The following is a 23031-nucleotide window of genomic DNA, read 5'->3' as shown; positions in this document are numbered from 1 at the left end:
GCGGAAATTATCGCTTCATCAAAAATTATTTTACTCCAGTTATTTTTTGTCTTTGAACTGCTTGGTAACAGATTGAGCTTTATCCTTTAAGTTTGCAGTGGTAGCATTGGCTCTGTCTTTGAACTGCTTGGTAACGGATTGAGCTTTATCTTTAAACTGTTCAGTGGTTGCTTTGGCTTTATCCTTGAACTGTTCAGTGACTGATTGGGCTTTATCTTTCAACTGTTCTGGCATCTGTTGAGCTTTGCGCTTGACATCTTGAAAGTCTTGTACAGTTTTTTGATAATCTTCCTTGATCACGTCTGTAGCTTGACTAATTTTTTGATTCAGTCCTTCCCCATACTGTTTACTATTTTGAGCAACTGCATCGAGTACAATAATCCGCTTTCTGCCAATACTCGAAATTGCTACGGGTGGGAGTAGATACATACCATCCATAACCCCATGCCAGCCAAGGTCCGAGAAGAGATAGTTAACTACAGTACCGCTTTTGGGTTTGAGCAAGTAGTCCACTAGCTTACCAATTTTGTTACCCGCATCTGTCCACACTTCATGTCCGATCAGGGAATCCCAAGACTCGGTTTTCTGTTGAGTTTTGTTATTTTTGCTAGTGTTGACGAGAATACTATCGGTGCCAATACTCTCTATTTGACCCCAAGCAAAGTACCGTTTTTTCGCCCCAAGTAATCCAGACTTACACCTTAAGGCCACGACTCGATGAGCTTGATAGTCCAACAAGAGTTGATCGACATGACCAATTTCTTCGGTCGTCTGACGCTCTAATACTAGACGATTGATTAACTGGCTCTGCCTGATCGGTTTGGGTTGGATAAATAATAAAGACATCTGTTCATGTCTCCTTGAGTAAGAACTGGCAATGGCGTTCGGAAAAAGACACTGAAGGTTCTAAGCAGTAAGCTATCACACCCTCAGCTCCTCACCCTCTTAAGCTTAGACCTTACGTTCAACAGCTAAACCAAAAGCTTAGTTTATGTCTGGGGGAAGTATATATCCTTAGATCGGATACTACAGAAAGCGACCATGGTTCCATAGTCTTTCCTTAGAGTGTTTGCTTAAGGTTAAGATTATGCTTGTGTACTCCTCTGTGACTTTTTCTATCTAGATTTTACCTTACAATAATTGAGTCAAGTCTGATCTAGGGGATTACCAAGGAGTGAGTTGAGACTATGCGCTTATTATTTTTGATTTCAGGCATCGTGATCGGCTTAGCTATAGCAGCGATATTATTCGCCCTCCAAAATAAAGCTATTGTGGCGGTAAATTTTGGGGTTTGGACTGTAGAAGAACCTTTATCTCTAGTGATTCTTTTAACTCTATCTATGGGCTGTTTAGCTGGTTTATTAATATCCACACCTACTCTAATAAACCAAAGTCGTAAACTAGCTCGGCAACGGAAACGGATTAATGAGCTAGAGCAGGATTATAATGAAACAATAGTAAATATTGATAATCAACGCAAAAGAATAGAGTATTTAGAAGATAGTTTGAAAAGTAAGATAGGTGCTTCATCAGCAGAATCTGAGCCGCAATAGCTGGAAAACTGTTAAGCATTTAGCGGTCAGCCATCAGCCGTCAGCCGTTAGCGGTCAGCGGTCAGCTAAAATAAACCTCAAATGGTATAATTTAGTATTGAGAGATTTTATACAATTGAAAGTCTGGGTAAAAGCCCTTGGCTTATGGTCACTCTACGGGAACAGCCTCACTAAAAGATCAGTAAAAGAGATTAAACGAATACTTACCTCTTTTCTTAAAAAGCTGATAGCTGATAGCTGATAGCTGATAGCTGATAGCTGATAGCTGATAGCTGATAGCTGATAGCTGATAGCTTACCTATTTTAACTACTGATCAAGGATTCAAACTCAGCTTTTAATGATTCTAAATCTGCCACCCTTGACACCAGTAAATTATCTTTACCAGCATCATTTAATCGTTGTTTCCAATAATTGATGAGTTCTGGGTGATTCATCCAGAATTCAATGACACTGTCTACAGCTTGATCTATACCCCAATCTGCCTGGGAGGGAAGGGTTTCAGTTGATTCAATTAAAGCATCCAGGGTACACTGATAAGTACCTAAGTATTTCAGTCGGGGTGGGACTTTTCTCTGACTCAACGTCTGTTGATGATTGAAAAAGTCTAGGACAGGAGATACTCCTAAGATTTCAAAGGTGTATTTCATAGGTTAAATACCTTCCTTTTTACCAGTTATCCTTTTCGCCAGTTACCTCAACCTTTCCAGCCAAGGTGATCGAGATTAGTATATTTTTATGAGTTTTGTGTTCTCTATTCTGGATAAGAACTCTGACTGTTTACTAATCCTATAGAACTGCTATTTACTAAATAATAAAGGAATTGTTAAATTAGTTTTGTAGTAATTGTAACACAATGCTATAGCCTGTAGCACAGGGGAACAGGGAATAGGGAACAGGGAATAGGCAAGAGGAACCCACCCCTAACCCCTCCGAGGAGGGGAAGGGAAGAGGCAAGAGTGAAAAAATCTTGTGTACTTGATTAGACTAGAAAGCCCTATACTTCCCTAATCTCCCTATCTCCCTATCTCCCTATCTCCCCATCTACCTATATTCCCATCACTGGATTACCGGGCATCCTGCCATTCTGGGGTTAGGGTGCGGTAATCATAGTTTGCGACACCGGGATGACAAGTAACACAGGTTTTAACTCCAAAGGGTCGAGGGATTTCCACTCGGGGATGCAGGGCATTGAAATAACGGGATTGGGTCATACGATAGGGGACTTCTTCGTCTTTGTTATGGGGACGGGAGAAATCTCGCAAGTATTGCCAGGTGAGCAATAAACTTGGACCAAGCAGTCTTCGTAGTTGGGTCCCATAATGTTCTTGTGGCTCTAACAATAACCGACGCCAGGTTTCGGTAGGCAATACTTCTGGTGGCAAAGCAATGTGACAAGCGGAACAGTTTTCTAGGTAAAGGTCTTGGCCTAATTTGTAGCGTTTGGACACTGGGTCCATGGATGCGGTTAATTGGGTGGGGTTGGAGGTAACTGTTTCTGGCTCAATCGTATATCCTACGGCTCGCTCCAGTCCCCATCCTATGCTAATACTCCAAAAAATTAGCAATAACAATAGAACCCAAGGTGAACGTCTACGGTTTCGCCTTGGGTTTCTTGACTTCAAAAATTTGGACATACCTCACACACAACACTCTTTAAGGAATTGGGACAGAGCGCAACAATTGCTCAACAATGGGCTGAGCACGACGCCCCCCCGACGTAATGAGACGATGGGACAGTACATAAGGTGCCAGGAACTTAATATCATCTGGAATGGCATAATCTCGACCTTCCACAAAGGCTAGTGCCTGGGTTGCCCGTTGTAAAGCAATGGTACCGCGAGGACTGACTCCTAAGGTGACATCTTCGGCGGAACGGGATGCTCTGACTAAATTGAGCATATACTCTTGTAGTGACTGTTCTACTTTGACCTGCTGACAAAGATGCCGTAATTCTAATACTTCTTCGGTTGTGATACAGGGGGTGAGCTCGGAAAGCATCATGCCTTCTAGATGGCGTTGCAACATCTGGAGTTCTTCTTGTTCTGTGGGATAACCTAGGGATAAGGATAATAGGAATCGATCCATTTGGGCTTCTGGCAAGGGGAAGGTACCTTGATATTCCACGGGATTTTGGGTGGCAATCACGAAAAAGGGCTGAGGTACGGGACGCGATCGCCCATCTACGGTGACCTGCTGCTCTTCCATTACTTCCAATAAGGCTGACTGGGTCCGGGGTGTGGCTCGATTAATTTCATCGGTTAGCAAGACATGGGTAAATACTGGACCTGGCAGAAATTCAAATTCACCACTGCGCTGATTCCAGATATTGGTTCCTGTGATATCCGTAGGTAATAGGTCAGGGGTACATTGAATACGTTGAAATTTGCCATCGATGGAACGGGCTAGGGATTTTGCTAGGAGTGTCTTGCCCACACCAGGGACATCTTCCAGCAAGGCATGACCCCCAGCCAATAGGGCCACAATCACTAGACGAATGGCATCTGCTTTACCAACAATCACACGACCGAGATTTTCCTGGAGCTCTTGAATTCGTTGTCTCATATAGCAGTGTTCAATTGGGTGAGGGACAAATTATTGGAGGGAGCAGGGAACAGGGAATAGGGAACAGGGAGCAGGGAGCAGGGAGCAGGGAGCAGGGCAAACATCCCCTTATCTCCTATAAGCTAGCAAGGGTTTTCGGAAAATGGTAATTCACAAGAATGTAGGGAGATAGGGACATGGGAAGATGGAGAGATGGGGAGATGGGGAGATGGGGAGATGGGGTTTATCATACTTATGAGGTTGATGCAAGTTTCTTACCCCGATTCCCGATTCCCGATTCCCGATTCCCGATTCCCGATTCCCGATTCAAATGTAAAAAACCTACCCTGATCAGGTGGGTGATCCCCCCTAACCCCCCTTAATAAGGGGGGAACAAGAGCAAGATCCCTATTCTTCTTCATCCATGGGCAGACTTATATCAAGAAAAATCAAAAACTTCCCATCAGGCATGAGCTGTTTCATGGCTTGCGAATAGTTCCTAGCATCAGAAGGGCTGCAGAACCGAGCGAAAACTAATGGTGGCCTGCCTCGCAATAGGCGAATCATGACCCACGGGTGTAAGCTGGGACTATAGGACATAATTTAGGTATCTCCTTGAAAGGGGAGCCAGAGCCAGCCTTGGGCGTGTACATCTTCGGGCTGGCTCTTACTTTTGTATCTCCATTTTGAGTATAGCACAAAAAATAAATAATTATAGCATATTTTGAAAGGTTTTGTAAAAAATTTTTGAGGAAGAAGGGAGCAGGGAGTAGGGAGCAGGGAGCAGGGAAAGATTTTGATCGGGTTTGTGATACTGATTTGGTCTTGGGGTTTAGCTAGGGGATTAGCGATCGCATCACCAAATACAGAAGCGATCGCATCACCAAATACAGAAGCGATCGCATCACCAAATACAGAAGCGATCACATAAACCAAAGCGCGATCGCATAAACCAAAGCGCGATCGCATCACCACTACAAAAGTGATCGCATCACCAAATACAAAAGCGATCGCATCACTAATACAGAAGCGATCGCATCACTAATACAGAAGCGATCGCATCACCAAATACAAAAGCGATCACATAAGCAATACAGAAGCGATCACATCACCACTACAAAAGCGATCGCATCACTAATACAAAAGTGATCGCATCACCAAATACAGAAGCGATCGCATCACCACTACAGAATTTTCCTGGTAGGTTGAGCAACTAGAGAATTCTAATCAAGAATGGGTGAGCCTCCCCTAACCCCCCTTAATAAGGGGGGAACAAGAAGAAGGCAGTTACTGATGTGATTCCCGATTCCCGATTCCCGATTCCCGATTCCCGATTCCCGATTCCCGATTCCCGATTCCCGATTCCCTTAACTAAAAAAATCCCTAGCAGCTTCACAGTCTCTCTGAATTTGGGCTTTGAGCTGGTCTAGGGAGGAAAATTTTTGTTCGGGACGGATAAATTTCTGGAGGCTTACGGTTAGGGTTTGGCCATATAAGTCTCCGGACCAATCGAATAGATGAACTTCGACAGTTAAATTGGTGCCCTTGACCGTGGGGCGCATACCAATATTCATGACACCAGGATGGGAGGATAAATTGGTGTCTAGGTTAGAGGATTCAGAGGTATGGGAAACTTCGACGCAGTAAACCCCTAGCCTAGGCAAATATTTGTCTGGGGGTAAGTGGAGGTTAGCGGTGGGAAATCCAATAGTTCTACCGAGTTGTTGACCTTTCTCTACTATTCCGATTACGGTGTATGGCCGTCCTAGGAATCGGTTGGCTTTGTCGATATCCCCTTGGGCTAAGGATTGGCGAATGATAGAACTACTGATCCGTTGCTCTTGACGTTTGTACAGGGATACGATGTGAACGGTAATACCGTAGGCGGAAGCGATCGCATCCAAATCCGTTGCGGTGCCAGCTCGCTTATGGCCAAAGCAAAAATCCTCTCCCACACTGACTTGCTTTGCCCGGAGTTGCTTGACTAAAATCTTTTCGACGAATTCCTGGGGACTCAGGGAAGCTAGCTCTCGGTTGAAGGGTAATAGGGCTAACTGTTGCACACCCAACGCACTTAACTGTTGTGCTTTTTCGGTTGGTGGTGTCAGCAGCTTCCAGGCTTGACCAGAAAAGAATTCTCGGGGGTGGGGATTGAAGGTGGCTACTGTGGGATAGATTAGTTCTAGATTTGAGCCACTGGTTTCAGGGTTACTAAATTGCTCAAGATTCGATGATGCCAGGGCTTGAGCTTGAGCTGTAACTGGCTTCGGCAAAATGGGAGCAATAACTTGCTGATGCCCCAAATGGACGCCGTCAAAGTTTCCGAGGGCAACAGCGGTTGGTGTTAACGCGGTAGTTAGAGATGATGTAATCCACACGCTTAATATTTTGACATATTTCGCCCGTGGTAGGCAATGGATGAGCGCTACGCGCAAGTCAGAAGTCAGAAGTCAGAAGTCAGAAGTCAGCTATGACTAAGTTTCGGAGTTATAGGAATGTCGTAGTGCTATATCAGTTTATAGCCATGCCGCATACATATTTTTTCATAGCTATCAGGTACACGTAATTTTTAACATCTTCCCTCTTACCTCTTACCTGATATATGCTAATAATATCCCATTCACCCAATAATTTGTACCTAACCCAATTGAAAAATGCTGACGGCTGACAACTGACGGCTAAATGCTTACTATTAACTCATTTCAATTTAAATTCACCGTCAACCACTTCCACCAGGACAGGTTTACTCTGACGCTCCCCTTGGTCAGTAAACTGCAAAGGTAACCCTGAGGTATCACTCGCTACAAGATTAACCTTGCGAAGTCTGTCGAGAACTATCTCTCGGTCGGCATCCTGGAACAAAGCCTGAATAAAGGCTTGAGTAGCATCGAAGCTAGTAGCAGTAGTCCATGTAACACCCCCTGGCCATAGTTTACTAGCTGCTGTAGAAAAGGTTTTTGCCTGTGGTGATTCCCTAAACCAGGGAACTACTATAGTCAACCCTTCAACCGCTTGCTTACCCTGTTTCAAGGTTTTATCTTCATATAAAGTAGACGCACCGAAGAACCTCAGCCCTTGCTGATCTTGCTGATTAGGGTTTGGCTTCAAGTTAGCGTTGGCTTTAGCAATCTCGAGAGCTGTATCAATGTATTCCACGCTCGGGAATAACATGGCGGCCTTGGCTTGATTTTGATTGAGACTCTTGTTGACTTCCTCAGTTGTATTCAGGTAGGGATTGTTTAATTCGATATCCCGAAGCACCTGACCCCCTAGTTGTTCAAAGTGGGTTTTAAAATCTTTTTTGAAACTATGGCTATAGACACTGTCAGAATCATAGAAAATGACGACCTTGTCTAAGCCAGGTTGAGTTTTGACATGTTGAGCTAGTTTTTTCGCAAGTGCTCGATTAGAAGCAACTGTCCTAAAGAACACGTTGTTCTTGACATCAAGACTGGTTAAATCACTACTGGCACTGGTGGAGGAAATCATGGCTAAGCCAGCTTGGTCATATACAGGGAGTGCAGCTTTACTGGCATCACTAGACTCATGTCCAATTACGCCCAGGATAGAGTTGTCTTTAACCAAAGCCTGAGCTATTTCTTTGGCTTTGGCTGGATCGTTGCCATCATTAGCGATCGCAATTGCCAGGAATCGACCATTTAATCCCTCTGAATTATTGAACTGATGTTGAGCCTGGGCTACCCCTCGCAATATTTCTTTTGCCCTGGATTTTGACTGGTCGATGGGCACTACCACAGCAATAGTGAATGGATAAACATTCTGGTTACGAGCGCGGGCATTGTTGTAGTAAATCAGCAATTCTGGATCACTGGGATTATACTGCCAAGCTTGCTTAAACCAGTTAGCCGCTGCGCCATAGTTTGCGTTTCGGAATGCTTTAGTACCAGGGTCAATTGTTTCGATGTTGTCAATTCTAGGAAATAAGCTGTGGTCACCCCGACTAATACTCCGACTAATAGTAACGACGCATCTCATCCCGAAGACTTTCTGGAAACCGTTTGGACAGGGCGTTGATACCTTATAAAATCCCACACCAACCAAGGAAATGATTGTTACTCCTAATGCTAGTTTACCTAACCAATTCCTTTGACTAAGGTTCTGATAATTACTGCGGTATCTATTTATATTAGTCATCCTAGAGGGGGAAGACTTGTTAATTAATCGATCAAATTTAGCTATATAACTTTCAATTTTCAGTAGTTGATCTCGTGCCGATAGATTGTCTGGATCAATTTCCAAGACTTGGGTGAACTGCTCTGTTGCTGTTGCGAATGGTTGTTGCTTGATTAAGTGATTGCCATAATTTAGTAGGGAGCACACCAACCCATCTTTGTTACGGGTTTGGTCAACCTTATAGGCTCTTTGGTAATAGGTAACCGCTTTATCAAACTCTCCAAACTCTAGATAGCCTTGAGCTAGGGCAACTACAGCACTAAAATGATTAGGGTTTAGTTCCAAAACCTTTTCATATAGCCCTAGGGCTTTGGTAATTTCTCCCTGTTTATACTGGGTAGTAGCTTGTTGATAGATGGGATTAGTTTGGTCTTGGTCTAGTTTTTCCAGTGCTAGTATCTCTTGCCGAAGTGGGTAATATTTTATCAACCAGCGCCGGATAAATTCAATATTTATATTGCCTTTGGTTTTATCTAAGAAACCTCGTTTCCCTAGTTTTTCTATTGCTTTCGTTAAGGCCGTTGTTGGAATAATCCCGTAGTTTGTGAGCAGACTTAATGGCTGTTCTGAACTATTTTTAACGGCATTATCTGCCTCGGCAAAGGCAGAGAATACTACTCGTTCTGGAATAGATAATCCGGCTCTAATCCCTGCCAAACCAGCACTAGCATTTTCTAGGGCTTGGTCTACACTGTTTTCTACATCTTCTGGAGTGATGTGCCACTGCTCTAGCTCCCTAGCTCTGCTAAAAATAGCAAAACATAGCACTTGGGTAAAATAAGGATGCCCGGCTGATAGGTTGTAAATAGCTTGGATAGCAGAGCTTTCGTAGGTAAGTAGTCCTGCCGCTGGTTTGGTAATTAGCTCCTGGGTAGTTTGTTGATCAAGTAAGCCAATTTCTTGCCTTGCCGCATCGTTGAATATCTGGAGATCGGGTAAATCTTTGGATTCCTGTGCGACACAAAGAATCAGGTATAGATTATCCTGTCGAGCAACTAGGGATTTTAAATAAAGAAATAAATGCTGGCATATTAGCTGATTATCTTGGTTATTATCTTGGTTATTATCTGGGCTATTACCTTGGCTATTGCAGGTCTCGAATTCATCCACCAATAATGCTAGGTTTTGCTTAGGCAATCTTTGATAGACTTGGGGCAAAAATTGGTTATGAAAGAGAGAGGGGTCAGTGTCGAGGGCGGTACTAGAAGGCAAGGGTATTTCAGGAGAGTCTAGTTCCAAGCTATCCAGGATTTCTGTGGCCAGTTCCTCCAAGACCTGACCGAAAGATTTGTGACTGTAGGATTGCAGATCAAAGGGCACAAAGGCAAAGCTATCTAAGTTAACCGATTTAGGAATATGATTAAGGAGGGAAGACTTACCAATCCGCCGTTGACCGTACACTATAATCACCTTGGCTTTATTCCTGAGGTTATCCTCGATAAACCGGAATAAGTTTCGTCTTCCCCAAAATAATTCCTGGTCATTGTCATCAATTGGATGACCAATAATATAGGGATTCCTATGAAGTTTTGAACTCATTTTTTTTCATCTCCGATATAGCAGAGATATACTATTAGTGAGGTTATTATTAATTAATAAATAATTGGGACTACCAAATCTTTGAGGTTTTGTATAACTTTTTTTGATAGGTAACTCCCTAGGATGATGGTTGATATCTTTAGATTTATTCTCCAGAGTATACCTATAATATTTTAGTCAGTATTCTGAGTAAGTCTTGGTCAAAGAGACTTAGGTTGTATGCACTCAAGCTTGATGATCAGGGGAAATTTTTAATCCCCCTCTTCGTATTGCTCTGCAATGAATTTCAATTTATTGTCAACCACTTCCACCAGGACAGGTTCACTCTCACGCTCCCCTTGGCTAGTAAACTGCAAACCCAACCCTGAGGTATCACTGGGTACAAGATTAATAATCCGGAGTCTGTTGAGAACTAGCTCTCGGTCAGCATCCTGGAACAAAGCCCGAATCAAGGCTTGAGTAGCATCGAAGCTCGTAGCAGTGCGCCAGCTAACATTCCCTCGCCATAGTTGCCTAGCTGCTTGAGAAAAGTCTTGGGCATTTGGTGCTTTTCTAAACCAGGGGACTACCATAGTCAACCCTTCAACCGCTTGCCCACCCTCTTTCAAAGTTCGATAATTATTGAAAATATCTCCACTGAACAACCTCAGCCCTTGCTGATCTAGTTTGTTGCCCTTAGGGTTCAGGTTAGCGTTAGCTTTAGCAATATTAATAGCTGTATTAATGTATACCGCGCTTGGAAATAACATGGCGGCCTTGACTTGATCTTGAGAGAGATTCCTGAGTTCTTCAGTTATATTCAGGTTGGCATCGTTTAATTTAATCTCCCGAACCACCTCACCCCCTAGTTTTTCAAAGTGGGTTTTAAAATCTTGTTTGAAACTCGTGCTATAGAGACTGTGAGAATCATAAAAAATTACCACGTTGTCTAAGCCAGCTTTAGTTTTAAGATGTTGAGCCAGTTTTTTCCCAAGTGCTTGATTAGAAGGAACTGTCCTAAAGAAAACCTTTCCATTTAAATAACTACTGGTGCTGGTGGAGGAAATTATGGCTAAGCCAGCCTGGTCATATACGGGGAGTGCAGCCTTAGTGGCATCACTAGAGTTATGTCCAATTACGCCCAGGATAGAGTTGTCGTTTACCAAAGCCTGAGCTATTTTTTTAGCTTTGGCTCGATCGTTGCCATCGTTAGCGATCGCAATTTCCAGAAATCGACCATTTAATCCCTCTAACTTATTGAACTGATGTTGAGCCTGAGCTACCCCTCGCAATATTTCTTTTGCGAGGGATTGTGACTGGTCTATGGGCACTACCACAGCGATAGTGAATGGATCAAAACCTTGTTCACGAGCCAGGGCATTGTTGTAGTAAATCAGCAATTCTGGATCATTTCGATTAGCCTGCCAAGCTTGGTAAAAACCCTGAGCCGCTTGGGCATAGTTTTGGTTTCGGAATGCTTCAGTAGCACGGTCAATTTTTTCGATGTTGTCAATTCTAGGAAATAAGCTGCGCTCACCCCGACTAATACTCCCACTAATAGTAGTAACGATGCATCTAATCCCGAAGACTTTCTGGGTACCGGTTGGACAGGGAGTTGATACCTTATAAAATCCCACACCAACTAGGGAAATAATTGCTACAGCTGTTGCTAGTTTGACGATGCCTAGCCTAGTAGGATTGGGGATTTTATGAACCGGATTGATAGGTATATTAGGTGTGTTAATAGTCAAGGGTTTGATTTTAGCTTCAATATGTTCTAGCTTTTGGTGTGCTAATTTATCCTCAGGCTCAATGTCCAACATTTGCTCAAAAAGCTTCTTGGCTATTTTGAATTTTTGTTGCTCAATCAACTCATCTCCATAACTTAGTAGCGATCGCAACAACCCTTCTTTGCTTTGTACTGGCTTAACTTGATAAGCTCTTGTATAGAGTTCTACAGCTTTGCTGAAATTGTTGACCTGAAGATAGCCCTGAGCTAGAGCCAACAAAGCCCTAAAATGATTGGGATTAATTTGCAAAACCTCTTCATAGAGCACTAGTGCGGTCTGAATTTTCCCCTGTTGATACCGTGTAGTGGCTAGTTGATAGATCGGATCCGTTTGGTCTTGGTCTAGAGTCTCCAGTGCTAGTATCTCTTGCCCTAGTGGGTGATACTGAAGCAACCAGTGCCGGACTAATGCCACTTTTACTCTACATTCTGTGTCATCGACGAAACCGTTTTCTGTAAGTCTTTGGGGTGCTTGAGACAGGGACTTGGTCTGGCTCACACCATAGCGCTTTAGGAACGATAATGGGTGTTCTGGCACCGGCTCGTCTTTTGACTTCATAGCTCTTTGTTGAGCCTCTGCCACCGCTGAAAATACCACTTGCTCTGGGATCGGTAAGCCATCCCACAACCACACCAACCCCCCTTGAGCGTTCTCAATTGCCTGGTTGACTATGGCCTCCACATCTGCACCAGAAATCCTGCTGTTCTGTTTCTTCCTAGCCTCCGAGAATAGAGTAAAGCATAGGACTTGGGTAAAATAGGGATGCCCTGCTGAGAGGTGGTAAATGGCTTTGATGGCATTCCGTTCATAGGTCAGCACACCCTGAGCTGGTTTAGTAATGAGCAGTTCAGTACTGAAATGATCCAGAAAACCAATTTTTTTGTAGGGTGGACTCCCAAACACCTGGAGTAGATTGGGTAGATCATCCAGATTCCGTCCCACTACCGCAATCACAAATAATTGATGGTGCTGTTTAATCAAGTCAGCTAAATAGGGAAAAAAATTTTGCTCTGCTGACGGGGAGTTATCGTCACTTAAAACATCAAATTCATCCAGCAATAAAACCAGGTTTTTACCGTTTAATACCTGATAAACCTTGGGCAAAAATTGATTAGAGAATATCGCTGTATCACTTTCTAACTGGTATTCTGAGGGGAGAGTCAGATGATCCGGTTCTAGATCAAAGTGATCAACCAAGTAGTCACTAATCTCTTGAGCAAAGTCATGGATAAGACGACTCAAGGGTAAGTGAATGAAGCCTTGCAAATCAAAGTTAACAAAGAAAAACTGATCGTGAACAAGTTTGTTGGGAATGTGGGCCAAGACCGATGACTTGCCAATCCTTCGTTGACCATGGAGTAAGATCACCTTTTCCCTGTTCCTCAGGTTGTCTTCGATAAAACGAAACAGACTCTCCCGTCCGAAAAATTTGTCTGGGTCATCAATTATACTCCCGATAATATAAGGATTAGGACGATTAGGGTAATTATTATCCATTCCTGGGCTATTCATGATTCGTTTAATTCTTCTCCAAACCACTCAAGGTTTGCTGCCATCTGGTTTACTGCCCTTTCAAGTCAGGAAAATGCAGCTAACACCTTACTCACTCATTCCAGAGCAGTCTTGACTTTGTTTTGATGTTGCGATATCCACTTAATTGCTTCAGTGACTTGATCAGCATGACTATGGCTGAGTAGATTGAGAAAGACTTTTTGCCTATCTTTTAGTAATTGATGATTAGTCTGCCAAAGTTCCTGAATCACCCACCGTTCCATAATGGATGAAGTAAATAATAAGTCTTGATGGCTGATCATCACTCCTAGTTTGTTTTGGTTAGTAATTACCCCTTGTTCGACGAGGTTAATTAACTCTCGCTGGTGTTGGCTAAAAAATACCTCAATTCCCTTCAAGTCAAAGTGCTTGTTATGATGGAGACGACCGTCTAACTTGAACAATGCCATCAACATCAATAGAGCTTGCTCAACTTGGCTGCACCGTTTCCAAATCGTTTCAAAGATCGGTCGGGTAGTAGCTTCAAAGTCCTGAACAAAGGCTTGGGCATCAGGGACGTTGCCAGTTTTTAGCTCTCGATAAAGCAAAGAGCCAGCAACCTGGAGCAGAGCCGGATGTCCACCAGCAATATCTCGGATCAGCCCCCGTAAGGTTGAGGTCATTGGAATACCAGCCATTAAGTGATCAATCTCAGGGTCAGTCAATGGCTTCAGGGATTGGAACAGATAATGGTTGTACCAGGGAGAACTATGGGGATTGAGAGCAGGACCCAGTTCATTGAGAGGCCGGAGTGAGGCCACAATCATGGATACATATCGCCTCTCCAGAGAGTGATAGGCAATACTGCGACACTCCGTGAGAAAGGTTTCCATTTCAGCATAAGTATAGTAATGGTTTTCACGCAGTGCCCAATCATAGTCATCTACTAGCAACAGCAAGAATTTGTGGCGTTTGCGAAGCTGCTTTAATACTTGGCGCATGCCTCTGGTGCTTGCTCGTCCCTGGTTCAGCAATGTGTCGATCTGTTCCTGGAGGTCTGGCTCACCGTCTAATTCTTCTTGGAGCAGACTAAAGACTTCTTGCCAAAACCCGGCAGCTGTAAAGGGTTGGATACTTTCGCAACTCAGGAGTACGATCACGGCCTGGGATGGGTCTTGTCCATACTTTTGCCAAACTTGGGGGGAAGCCAAGAATTCCAGAAAAGAGGTCTTGCCCATGGCTGGTCCTCCCCAAAGGGCTAAGTTACTGCGGCTATAGATTTGATCAAAGGCAGCCTGAATTTCTGATCGTCGTCCCACAAAACGGTCTGGGGAAACTGGCTGACCATAGGTAAAAGGATTTGGCATGATAGTTATGGTTCCCATATAGCGTTTCCCAAGCTAGCAAGCTACAATTAGAACCCTCTGGGAATTCTACTAAAGAACTATGAAAGCCTTCTAATTTGATCCTAGACAAAAACTTATTGATTGTGCTCAAGGTAATATTTCTAAACCTCAGATCGATCAACAGTTCCATGTTGCTTAAAGCTTTGTTAAAAAAATCAGCAATTACACACAATTAATGAGACATTTTCAATACCTGAAATTATTTTAACTACAAGGGTTACAGAAAATTATAGTAGGTGATTAATTATGCACGCTGTGCTTAATCAAACAGTATCAATAAACCAGCAATATTGCTGCCCAAGTCCGAAATTAACAAACTCCGACAAAACTTACCTCAGAAGAATTAACTAAATTAGATCTACCTCATAACTATATATCTCTCTTCTGTCAGAGTGGGTATAACCCTAGGAATTTCGTGAACGAACCTCTGAACCTCAACGGTGAGTCTCTGGATCTCAACGGTGAGTGTCTGAATATCAACGGTGAGTATCTGAATATCAACGGTGAGTATCTGAATATCAACGGTGAGTCTCTGAATATCAACGGTGAGTCTCTGAACCTCGTGAGGTAGCAAGCCCTTTGGTGGTGCGTTACGGGGCAGACTATCCCAACATTGGTGACGAGGTTGAACATCAGGGCAAGCCCGCCCCTAACACACCCTACGTCAATTGGTATGCTAGTACAGAGTTGATTGTAGTAGTCCCCTACTCCCTATTCCCTATTCCCTGTTCCCTGTTCCCTTTCTTATATGATCTCTGGTAATTCTCTTGTAGTTCTCTGGTATCGTTTTCTAGGCATTTTCCTGGCTGTGAGTTTTGCGATCGCACTGCCTGGCTGTAGCATCAGCCAATTTCAAACCAAGGCAGCTGATGTTCCCCAAATAGTCCAGAGTATTCTCAGTGACATAAATACCTTTAACTATGCCCTCAACCAAAGTGCTACCAATATTTTTGGTCTTACCTTTCAGGGTTTAGTAGACACTAATGGCATCACCGGGGAAATAATCCCGGGTTTAGCGGAATCCTGGCAGATTTCCGAGGATAAACTTAAAATCCTATTTACCTTGAGGGAGGGGCTAAAGTGGTCAGATGGTGAGCCTTTAACCACTGATGATGTGGTCTTTACCTACAATGACATCTACCTCAACCCAGAAATTCCCACTGATTCTAGAGATATCCTCCGGGTTGGCAAGAGTCGAGCCTTACCAAAGGTCAAAAAGATAGACCAGCGTCGGGTAGAATTTTCTGTCCCTGAACCCTTTGCGCCCTTTCTCCGCAATACTGGCTTACCGGTCTTACCCGCTCATGTGCTCAAAGAATCCGTGAAGACCAAAGATTCAGAAGGGAATCCTATGTTTTTGACCATGTGGGGGGTAGATACGGACCCAGAAGATATTATTGTCAACGGTCCTTACAAACTTAAACTCTACCGCACCAGTCAGCGGGTGCTTTACGACCGTAATCCCTACTACTGGAAAAAAGATAAACAGGGCAACCAGCAACCTTATATTGAGCGGGCGATCTGGGAAATTGTAGAATCAACCGATTCATCCTTCATTCAGTTTCGCTCCGGCGGATTAGATTCTCTGGGTGTATCCCCTGAATACTATTCCCTGCTCAAGCAGGAAGAAAAAAAAGGTAACTTTACCATTCATATCGGTGGTCCTACCCTCAGTTCCAGTTTTATCTCCTTCAATCTCAACACCGGTAGCCGGGATGGACAGCCTTTAATAGATCCGATTAAGTCCCGTTGGTTTAATACCCTCGAATTTAGACAAGCCGTTGCCTATGGCATAGACCGGCAAACCATGCTGAATAATTTGTATCGGGGGTTAGGTGCGCCGCAATATTCTAATATACCCGTGCAAAGCCCCTATTATCTGTCACCAGAAGAAGGGTTACCCGTGTATGACTATAATCCCGAAAAAGCCAAGAAATTACTGTTAACAGCGGGCTTTAACTACAATAACGAAGGCGAACTCCTCGATAGCCAAGGTAATCGAGTCCGTTTCACCTTAATGACTAATGCTGGGAATAAGCTGCGAGAAGCCATGGGAGCACAGATTAAGCAAGACCTCAGTAAAATTGGCATTCAAGTCGATTTTACTCCCATTGCCTTCAATACCCTAGTAGACAAACTCGGCAATAGCTTAGATTGGGAATGCCATCTCCTTGGTTTTAGTGGCGGTGGCTTTGAACCCAATAATAGTTCTAATATCTGGTCTGTGGATGGGGGATTGCACAGCTTTAATCAAAAACCATTCCCTGGTCAATCCCCAATTCAAGGTCGTAAAGTAGCCGATTGGGAGCAAAAAATAAGTGACCTTTATATCCAAGGCGCTCAAGAATTAGATGAAAACAATCGCAAAAAGATTTATCAAGAAGCCCAACGGATTAATTTAGAAAACTTGCCTTATATTTATCTGATTAATCCTCTCTCCATGACCGCAGTTCGTAACTCCATAGAAGGCATTGAATATTCCGCTCTAGGAGGCGCATTCTGGAATATTGATGAACTGAAAATTTCAGAATGAACAGGGAATCGGGAATCGGGAATCGGGAATCGGGAATCGGGAGCGATGCAGCGCGGTCTTGGGGGTTCCCCCCATGAGCGACTGCATCAAGACAAGGAAAGCGCACCGAGGGAGTCGGGAAAAGTAGGAAAGAAATACAAGGAGTTTTTGATGTTATCCTAAATCAGGATTGTGTTTCATGATCTATTTAGAAATACGACGTTGCTGAATCTTGGAATGAATAAGAGTAGAGTGGGCATCCTGCTCGCGCGAAAATAAGCAGGAAACTGGCAAGATGCCAGTTCCACGCAAGATGCCCATTCCACAAAACTCTTAAAATCATTCCATTATTAAGCAACGCCAAACTATTAACTATTAACTATTAACCATTAAACCTTAAACCTTATTCCCGATTCCCGATTCCCGATTCCCGATTCCCGATTCCCGATTCCCTACTCCCTACTCCCTACTCCCTACTCCCTACTCCCTTAAAAAAAAATGACTCAACCCGAAGCATTAAAATCTCTACTGGAAGCGGTTGCGGCTGGTGACCTTAGTCCAACTGTTGCTCTAGATAAACTGAAAGATTTTACCTACGAAGAAGTGGGTGATTTTGCCAAAATTGACCACCACCGCACCTTAAGAACTGGATTTCCTGAGGTAATTTGGGGAGAGGGAAAAACCCCAGACCAAATTGCTCAGATTATGGCAGTAATGCGCCAGCGGAATCCGGTAGTAATGGCCACACGGATTACACCAGAGGTGGCAACGGAGCTAGAGGCAAAAGTGCCAGAGTTACAGTATTATTCCACAGCTCGGATTTGTGCGATCGCACCATCCCAGCTCGAACCTAAGTATTCCGGCACCATTAGTCTAATTTCCGCTGGCACATCGGATTTACCAGTAGCTCAGGAAGCAGCCATTACCGCTGAGTTATGTGGGTTTCAGGTCAAGCGCCTTTGGGATGTGGGGGTAGCTGGTATCCACCGCTTGCTGAACAATCGACAGGTGATTGTCGAGGCCGATGTGTTAATTGTGGTAGCTGGCATGGAAGGAGCATTACCCAGTGTGGTAGCTGGCATGGCCGATTGTCCAGTGATTGCGGTTCCGACTAGTGTCGGCTATGGAGCCAGTTTTGGTGGTATGGCACCCCTGTTAACCATGTTGAATTCTTGCGCACCAGGGATAGGAGTAGTGAATATTGATAATGGCTTTGGTGCAGCCGTCTTAGCTGGACAGATTCTTAGGACTGGTAATAAGATCAAGTCCGCTTGAATACCCATAATTAATGGGAGATGGGGAGATGGGGAGATGGGGAGATTTTTATGAAGAGTAATTATCCTGACATGATATAAGTTGCAGGCTTGATCTTCAGGTACGACTGGAACATCGGAAGAAGGGGAGGAGCGGTAAAATTTCCACTAGAACCTGCTGATTAGATAGGGTACCGTTTAGGAATTGTGATAATTTTTGATGCCATATTCCCTACTCCCTGTTCCCTGTTCCCTGTTCCCTGTTCCCTGTTCCTTTTGTTAAGAACAATTACAAAATCCCTACCCCAATAGTAAACGATAAAACTCACCCTGATAAGTAATTGGAGGGAAAAGTTTGAGACCTTGATTCCTTCCAGTACTGTTTCAAAGAGGTAATTATGAAATTCAAACTAAGTACAGCAACTCTTTGTATCAGTGGTGCAGTTTTTGCTATGAGTCTGGTCAATCCCACCTTGGCAAAAATCCCAGACTTTCTTGGCAATGGGGCTAATCGCAACTCTGCCACAGTCCCTGAACTAGAACAGAAAAGTAGCTTTGACCAAACATCCTCATCCGACTTGCTAGCTCAAGCGGTTACAGTTAATCTCAATGGTGTGTGGCGAGCCAATGATGGTGGCACCTACTATATTCGGCAAGTAGGTAATGAACTGTGGTGGTATGGTCAAAGTTCTAATAATGGCCAAAGTTTCAGCAATGTCTTCCATGGCTACATTGGTAAGAGTGAAGTTGCTGGTAACTGGGCAGATGTACCCAGGGGTCGGACTCGCAGCTCTGGCGAAATGGTAGTCAAAATCAATTCAAGCCGTAGGCTAACAGCAGTTCGGAAAACAGGTGGCTTCGGCGGTAGTGTTTGGACTCGCTAGAGTTAGTATGAAATAGAAAAAAGTATGCTACAGATCAGGTAAATTTTGGTGAAAGACAAATTCAGATCAGGGAATCTAAAATTTGGGTAAACGTAGCACCCATTTAACTATTTCATACTAGCCTGATTAATGGCTAATTTTTTTGAGGCATGAAACCGATATATCCTCAGGGTTTCATGCCTTTTTGGGTTATCATATAGCGTTTATCATAGCTATGAGGTACACATGATTTTTTTCCTCTTTCCACTTCCGACTTCCGACTTCCCTCTTCCCTGCTCCCTGCTCCCTGCTCCCTGCTCCCTGCTCCCTGCTCCCTGCTCCCTGCTCCCGACTCCCGACTCCCGACTCCCGACTCCCGACTTCGATTAACCCAAGAGCAAAGCACCTCACACAATTGAGAACTGGACTATACTGAAAATAGTTCGATCAGAGTTAAATCCAGTCATAAACGTTTCCCAAAATCGTTGTTGTTAACAGAGCAGGAAGTACGATAAAAATGAGCAAAAATGTACTTAAAGATACCAACTTAATCTTAATCGAAAACAACTTCTTCCCTCTCCACACTCCCCCCCCTCCCTACACTGCCCGCACTGCCCACATTCGACGCACTCCCTACACTGCCCGCACTCCCCAAACTCCCCATACTCTGCCCATACTATTCCCCCTATTCCCGATTCCCTGTTCCACACTTCTGAAATAATTACTGATTGAATGACTAACTTAGTTCCAATACCAAACAATCCCTTCATTGTCGGTCAGCCAGTTCCCCCAGAGCGTTTTGTTGGACGAACTACTCTGATTGAAACCGCTTTCGACCAAATCTCCAAGCGCAGTAACCTATCCGTGTGGGGAGGTTCAGGAATTGGAAAGTCTTCCTTTCTGGAGTTACTCACTTGGCCTGAAATCTGGCGAGTACACCAAACCGAGCTAACCAACCCATCACAAGCAGTAATTGTCTTGTTAAATTGCCTCAGTATCCATCCCTTCACTGGGTCTGGCTTCTGGGGAAAGGTCTTGAGCTTGATTAAAACTAAACTGGACAGCAATCCTGGGCTGCAAGCAGATATCGATAGATTAGTGCAAGACGGAAAAAGCACTGCTGAGGATTTCCAAGAAGTCTTGGGTAAACTGGGAGCACACAATAAATTCCTAGTATTGCTAGTTGATGATTATGATGCTGTTTTTCTCACTCATGAAACCTACACTGAAGCTGACATGAAAGCCTTTCTAAGTCAGAGTCGCACCGTAGCCAATTTTTTTGATGAAAGGGAATACCTGTCCATGATTGTTACCTCCTCTCGCCCTCTTAATGAACTTGGGCCGAGTCTCACTCCAGGTCAATCCCCGTGGTACAATCACTATCTGTTTCGACAACTTAAGCCATTTACCAAGAATGAAGTGGATACTCTGCTGCAAGGTATGCCCATGACACCAGCTTTGCGGGATGGTATTGCCGAGATTGCTGACAGACACCCGGCCTTGCTACAGAATGCCGGTTATCTGCTCTACCAAGAGTTACGAGCTGGAGGAGACCTCGACCCTGTTACCTTTGCCCAAGAGTTTAAAAATACCACCCTACATATCTTTCAACAGATGTGGGAACTATCTAATCCCATCGAGCAAACGTTGTTAATGCTAATTGCCCTGTCTGAACTAAATGGTCGATTGCCTAATCAGCGCTACGATATCAGTGGTGTAGATAACATTTTTAGTCAGCAGGAGCTAGAGTTAAATGCTCTAGTGGGGCAAGGAGTAATTAAACGTCAAGACACTGAAAATAAGATCAGTTATTCCTTTGCATCTTCCATTATGGAGTGGTGGGTGGTCAAACAAATCCAGAATAGCAATGAAACTGAACTAGACCAACGAAAGAAAGTGTTTCTAAATGTGATGAGTTCAAAGCAAGCAGAAAAAGTTACTAAAGCCATTCGTTGGTTATGGAACAACAAAGACCAGGTGCCATCTATCCTAGGATGGATTGGAACAGTGGCAGCTGCCCTTCCAATATGAAACGGAAACAGCGGATCTAGGAACAGGCAACAGGCAACAGGCAAGAGGAACCTACCCCTAACCCCTCCCAGGAGGGGAAGGCAAGAGGCAAGAGGCAACAGAAGGATAATTTGTAAGGATAATTTGTTAATTATGAGACTGTAACTTAATATAAACTATTAACATACAGCGTTTTTCATAGCTATGAGGTACACAGGATTTTTTCCCTCTTACCTCTTCCTGCTCCCTGCTCCCTGTTCCCTGCTCCCTAAAACCTACAACTTTGTACTAACCCAATTGAAAACTGCTATAGTTGACCACAAATGCCGGGAGAGGCACTCAACGGAACTGGGGAGAAAGCCAAGATGACTACTGCAACTGTTCGGGAAAGTCCTTTTATTATAAATCCTTACATTGTTGGTCGTCCCATCTCTGAACCGGAATTATTTTTCGGTAGAGGTGAAGACTTTCGCTTCATTGAGGACAACCTCCGGAAGGGCGCACCGGTAATTTTGTGCCAAGGTCAACGACGTATTGGGAAATCCTCTGTACTTAAACAAATTCCCAATTTTGTTGGGCAAGATGACTTTGTGTTTGTCCAGTTTGATCTACACGACAAAAGTCAGTCATCCCTTAGTCGTGTGCTCTACAATTTAGGACAAGCTATTATTAAGCAACTTCAGCTAGACTATGACCATAGTAAGCTACCAACTGTTACGGAATTAGAAACAAATCCGACTCTTTTTGCTGATAGCTTTTTAACAAAAGTATATCAAGAATTAGGGGATAAAAATCTGGTGTTGTTGCTAGATGAGTTTGATGTGTTGAGTATTGACAATCCTGCTTCATCACAAGAGTCATCAGTTAACACGTTTTTCCGTTATATACAATCTCTGATTCAACAGGATCAGCGATTATTTATTATTGCCTTTATAGGACGGCAACTCGATGATATATCCAAGTTTCTGGGATTATTTAAAGATGCTCCTAACAAACGCATTGGCTTACTCAGTGAACGAAGTGCCAGAGAGTTAATAACTGAACCAGCTAAGGAGTCTTCTTTGGGCTATGACTCCGAGGCAATCGATGCCATCTTAGCATTAACTTCAGGTCATCCCTATTTTACTCAGGTCCTATGTCATGCACTGTTTGCTCAAGCTAGAACTGAACAAAAGTGGCAGGTAACTCGTGATGATGTGACTAGAATTGTGGATGATGCCATTGAAATTGGCGAAGGAGGATTAACCTGGTTTCGGGATGGATTACCGATTCCGGAACGAGTGATATTTTCCGCAGTAGCAGAGGCTCAAAAAAAAGCTAAAATAAATCCTAATCAGATTGTGCAAGACCCGTTGAGTTTACTGGAAGAGTATGGCGTTACCATCACCGATTCTTTGACTAAAGCTAGGGAAAAACTAGTTAAATCAGGTTTCTTGGGGGTTGTAGACATAACCAATCAAGTTACCCCCTATACCGTACAATCCTACAAAGTAACAGTAGAATTAGTCCGCCGTTGGTTAATCCAACGTTACCCATTGCGACGAGAGATATTTGAATTGGAAAACCTCGATCCAGAGGCTAAGGCTAGTTATCAACAAGCAATGGAACGGAGTGATCAGGGGGATGTATCTCATCAGGTGAAACCCTATGAACAGGTTTTGAAAGCCAATCCCAATCACTTTCGTGCTTTATTCGAGATAGCAAGGATATATTTGGAAGGTCACGAATTTGCTAAAGCAGTAGAATGCTATCAGCGAGCATACCTAGTTAATCCAGTCCGGAATCAGGATGAATTAGTGGAATCGCTTTTAGGTTATGGAAAACACCTCATGGAAATAGGGGAAGTTATCCTAGCCATGGAGCAATTTGAGCAAGTGCTAAGGATAGAGCCAGATAATA

General features: G+C 43.7%; 23 protein-coding genes and 1 pseudogene. 12 read left to right on the top strand and 12 right to left on the bottom strand.

Features of this window, described 5'->3' with window-relative positions; all coding sequences use genetic code 11:
- Positions 1–39 precede the first annotated feature (39 nt).
- The gene (locus F6K52_RS09040) at positions 40–846 is read right to left on the bottom strand and encodes a PRC-barrel domain-containing protein (protein WP_293076569.1); all 807 of its coding nucleotides are present in this window, start codon (positions 844–846) and stop codon (positions 40–42) included.
- Positions 847–1187: 341 nt separating this feature from the next.
- Between F6K52_RS09040 and F6K52_RS09035 the strand changes: the two genes are divergently transcribed.
- A complete protein-coding gene (locus F6K52_RS09035) occupies positions 1188–1553 on the top strand; it encodes a LapA family protein (RefSeq protein ID WP_293076567.1) in 366 nt (121 codons plus the stop codon).
- Between the two features lie 303 nt (positions 1554–1856).
- On the opposite strand, the gene F6K52_RS09030 is transcribed toward F6K52_RS09035, so the two are convergent.
- From F6K52_RS09030 to F6K52_RS09015, 4 genes are all read right to left on the bottom strand, one after another.
- Positions 1857–2201 (bottom strand): hypothetical protein, encoded by a 345-nt coding sequence (locus tag F6K52_RS09030; RefSeq protein WP_293076565.1) that lies wholly within the window; start codon positions 2199–2201, stop codon positions 1857–1859.
- 181 nt (positions 2202–2382) lie between these two features.
- Complete coding sequence (locus tag F6K52_RS09025; RefSeq protein WP_293076563.1) at positions 2383–2508, bottom strand: hypothetical protein; 126 nt, start codon at positions 2506–2508, stop codon at positions 2383–2385.
- A gap of 110 nt (positions 2509–2618) precedes the next feature.
- Positions 2619–3188 (bottom strand): cytochrome C, encoded by a 570-nt coding sequence (locus F6K52_RS09020; protein WP_293076561.1) that lies wholly within the window; start codon positions 3186–3188, stop codon positions 2619–2621.
- 19 nt (positions 3189–3207) lie between these two features.
- The gene (locus F6K52_RS09015) at positions 3208–4116 is read right to left on the bottom strand and encodes a MoxR family ATPase (RefSeq protein ID WP_293076559.1); all 909 of its coding nucleotides are present in this window, start codon (positions 4114–4116) and stop codon (positions 3208–3210) included.
- Positions 4117–4292: 176 nt separating this feature from the next.
- Between F6K52_RS09015 and F6K52_RS09010 the strand changes: the two genes are divergently transcribed.
- Positions 4293–4478, top strand: coding sequence for a hypothetical protein (locus F6K52_RS09010; RefSeq protein ID WP_293076557.1), 186 nt, complete (start codon positions 4293–4295; stop codon positions 4476–4478).
- Between the two features lie 25 nt (positions 4479–4503).
- On the opposite strand, the gene F6K52_RS09005 is transcribed toward F6K52_RS09010, so the two are convergent.
- The 7 genes from F6K52_RS09005 to F6K52_RS08975 all read right to left on the bottom strand — a co-directional run bounded on the left by F6K52_RS09005 (position 4504) and on the right by F6K52_RS08975 (position 14455).
- A complete protein-coding gene (locus F6K52_RS09005; RefSeq protein WP_293076555.1) occupies positions 4504–4695 on the bottom strand; it encodes a hypothetical protein in 192 nt (63 codons plus the stop codon).
- Between the two features lie 3 nt (positions 4696–4698).
- Positions 4699–5064, bottom strand: coding sequence for a hypothetical protein (locus F6K52_RS09000; protein ID WP_293076553.1), 366 nt, complete (start codon positions 5062–5064; stop codon positions 4699–4701).
- 289 nt (positions 5065–5353) lie between these two features.
- Positions 5354–5491, bottom strand: a complete 138-nt coding sequence (locus F6K52_RS08995; protein ID WP_293076552.1) for a hypothetical protein — start codon at positions 5489–5491, stop codon at positions 5354–5356.
- Complete coding sequence (locus F6K52_RS08990) at positions 5463–6473, bottom strand: bifunctional riboflavin kinase/FAD synthetase (RefSeq protein WP_293076550.1); 1011 nt, start codon at positions 6471–6473, stop codon at positions 5463–5465. The genes F6K52_RS08995 and F6K52_RS08990 overlap by 29 nt, the downstream gene beginning before the upstream one ends.
- A 319-nt stretch (positions 6474–6792) precedes the next feature.
- Positions 6793–9828, bottom strand: coding sequence for an ABC transporter substrate-binding protein (locus F6K52_RS08985; protein ID WP_293076548.1), 3036 nt, complete (start codon positions 9826–9828; stop codon positions 6793–6795).
- 251 nt (positions 9829–10079) lie between these two features.
- Positions 10080–13109: an ABC transporter substrate-binding protein gene (locus F6K52_RS08980; RefSeq protein WP_293076546.1), complete on the bottom strand. Its 3030-nt coding sequence runs from the start codon at positions 13107–13109 to the stop codon at positions 10080–10082.
- Between the two features lie 95 nt (positions 13110–13204).
- On the bottom strand, positions 13205–14455 hold the full coding sequence (locus F6K52_RS08975) for an ATP-binding protein (protein ID WP_293076544.1): 1251 nt from the start codon (positions 14453–14455) through the stop codon (positions 13205–13207).
- Between the two features lie 454 nt (positions 14456–14909).
- On the opposite strand from F6K52_RS08975, the gene F6K52_RS08970 reads away from it, so the two are divergent.
- The 10 genes and pseudogenes from F6K52_RS08970 to F6K52_RS08925 form a co-directional block, all read left to right on the top strand.
- Positions 14910–15065, top strand: a complete 156-nt coding sequence (locus F6K52_RS08970) for a hypothetical protein (protein ID WP_293076542.1) — start codon at positions 14910–14912, stop codon at positions 15063–15065.
- Positions 15066–15076: 11 nt separating this feature from the next.
- Positions 15077–15256 carry a hypothetical protein gene (locus F6K52_RS08965; protein WP_293076540.1) on the top strand — a complete coding sequence of 60 codons (180 nt, stop codon included), beginning with the start codon at positions 15077–15079 and terminating at the stop codon, positions 15254–15256.
- The gene (locus tag F6K52_RS08960) at positions 15243–17027 is read left to right on the top strand and encodes an ABC transporter substrate-binding protein (protein ID WP_293076538.1); all 1785 of its coding nucleotides are present in this window, start codon (positions 15243–15245) and stop codon (positions 17025–17027) included. The genes F6K52_RS08965 and F6K52_RS08960 overlap by 14 nt, the downstream gene beginning before the upstream one ends.
- A 477-nt stretch (positions 17028–17504) precedes the next feature.
- A complete protein-coding gene (gene larB, locus F6K52_RS08955; protein ID WP_293076536.1) occupies positions 17505–18281 on the top strand; it encodes a nickel pincer cofactor biosynthesis protein LarB in 777 nt (258 codons plus the stop codon).
- A gap of 376 nt (positions 18282–18657) precedes the next feature.
- Positions 18658–19143 carry a hypothetical protein gene (locus F6K52_RS08950; RefSeq protein ID WP_293076534.1) on the top strand — a complete coding sequence of 162 codons (486 nt, stop codon included), beginning with the start codon at positions 18658–18660 and terminating at the stop codon, positions 19141–19143.
- Positions 19144–19368: 225 nt separating this feature from the next.
- Complete coding sequence (locus F6K52_RS08945; RefSeq protein ID WP_293076532.1) at positions 19369–19512, top strand: hypothetical protein; 144 nt, start codon at positions 19369–19371, stop codon at positions 19510–19512.
- A gap of 127 nt (positions 19513–19639) precedes the next feature.
- Complete coding sequence (locus F6K52_RS08940; protein WP_293076530.1) at positions 19640–19843, top strand: hypothetical protein; 204 nt, start codon at positions 19640–19642, stop codon at positions 19841–19843.
- Positions 19844–19854: 11 nt separating this feature from the next.
- On the top strand, positions 19855–21153 hold the full coding sequence (locus F6K52_RS08935) for an ATP-binding protein (RefSeq protein ID WP_293076528.1): 1299 nt from the start codon (positions 19855–19857) through the stop codon (positions 21151–21153).
- A gap of 183 nt (positions 21154–21336) precedes the next feature.
- Entirely contained in the window at positions 21337–21501 is a 165-nt protein-coding gene (locus F6K52_RS08930; protein ID WP_293076526.1) for a hypothetical protein, read from the top strand.
- Positions 21498–23031, top strand: a pseudogene (locus F6K52_RS08925) (branched-chain amino acid ABC transporter substrate-binding protein); the annotation flags it as partial. The gene F6K52_RS08930 and the pseudogene F6K52_RS08925, both read left to right, overlap by 4 nt.

It is taken from the genome of Moorena sp. SIO3H5, assembly GCF_010692395.1.
Taxonomy (GTDB): domain Bacteria; phylum Cyanobacteriota; class Cyanobacteriia; order Cyanobacteriales; family Coleofasciculaceae; genus Moorena.
Note: the sequence above shows the minus strand (reverse complement) of the source record. Positions and strands in the feature narration are given on the sequence as shown.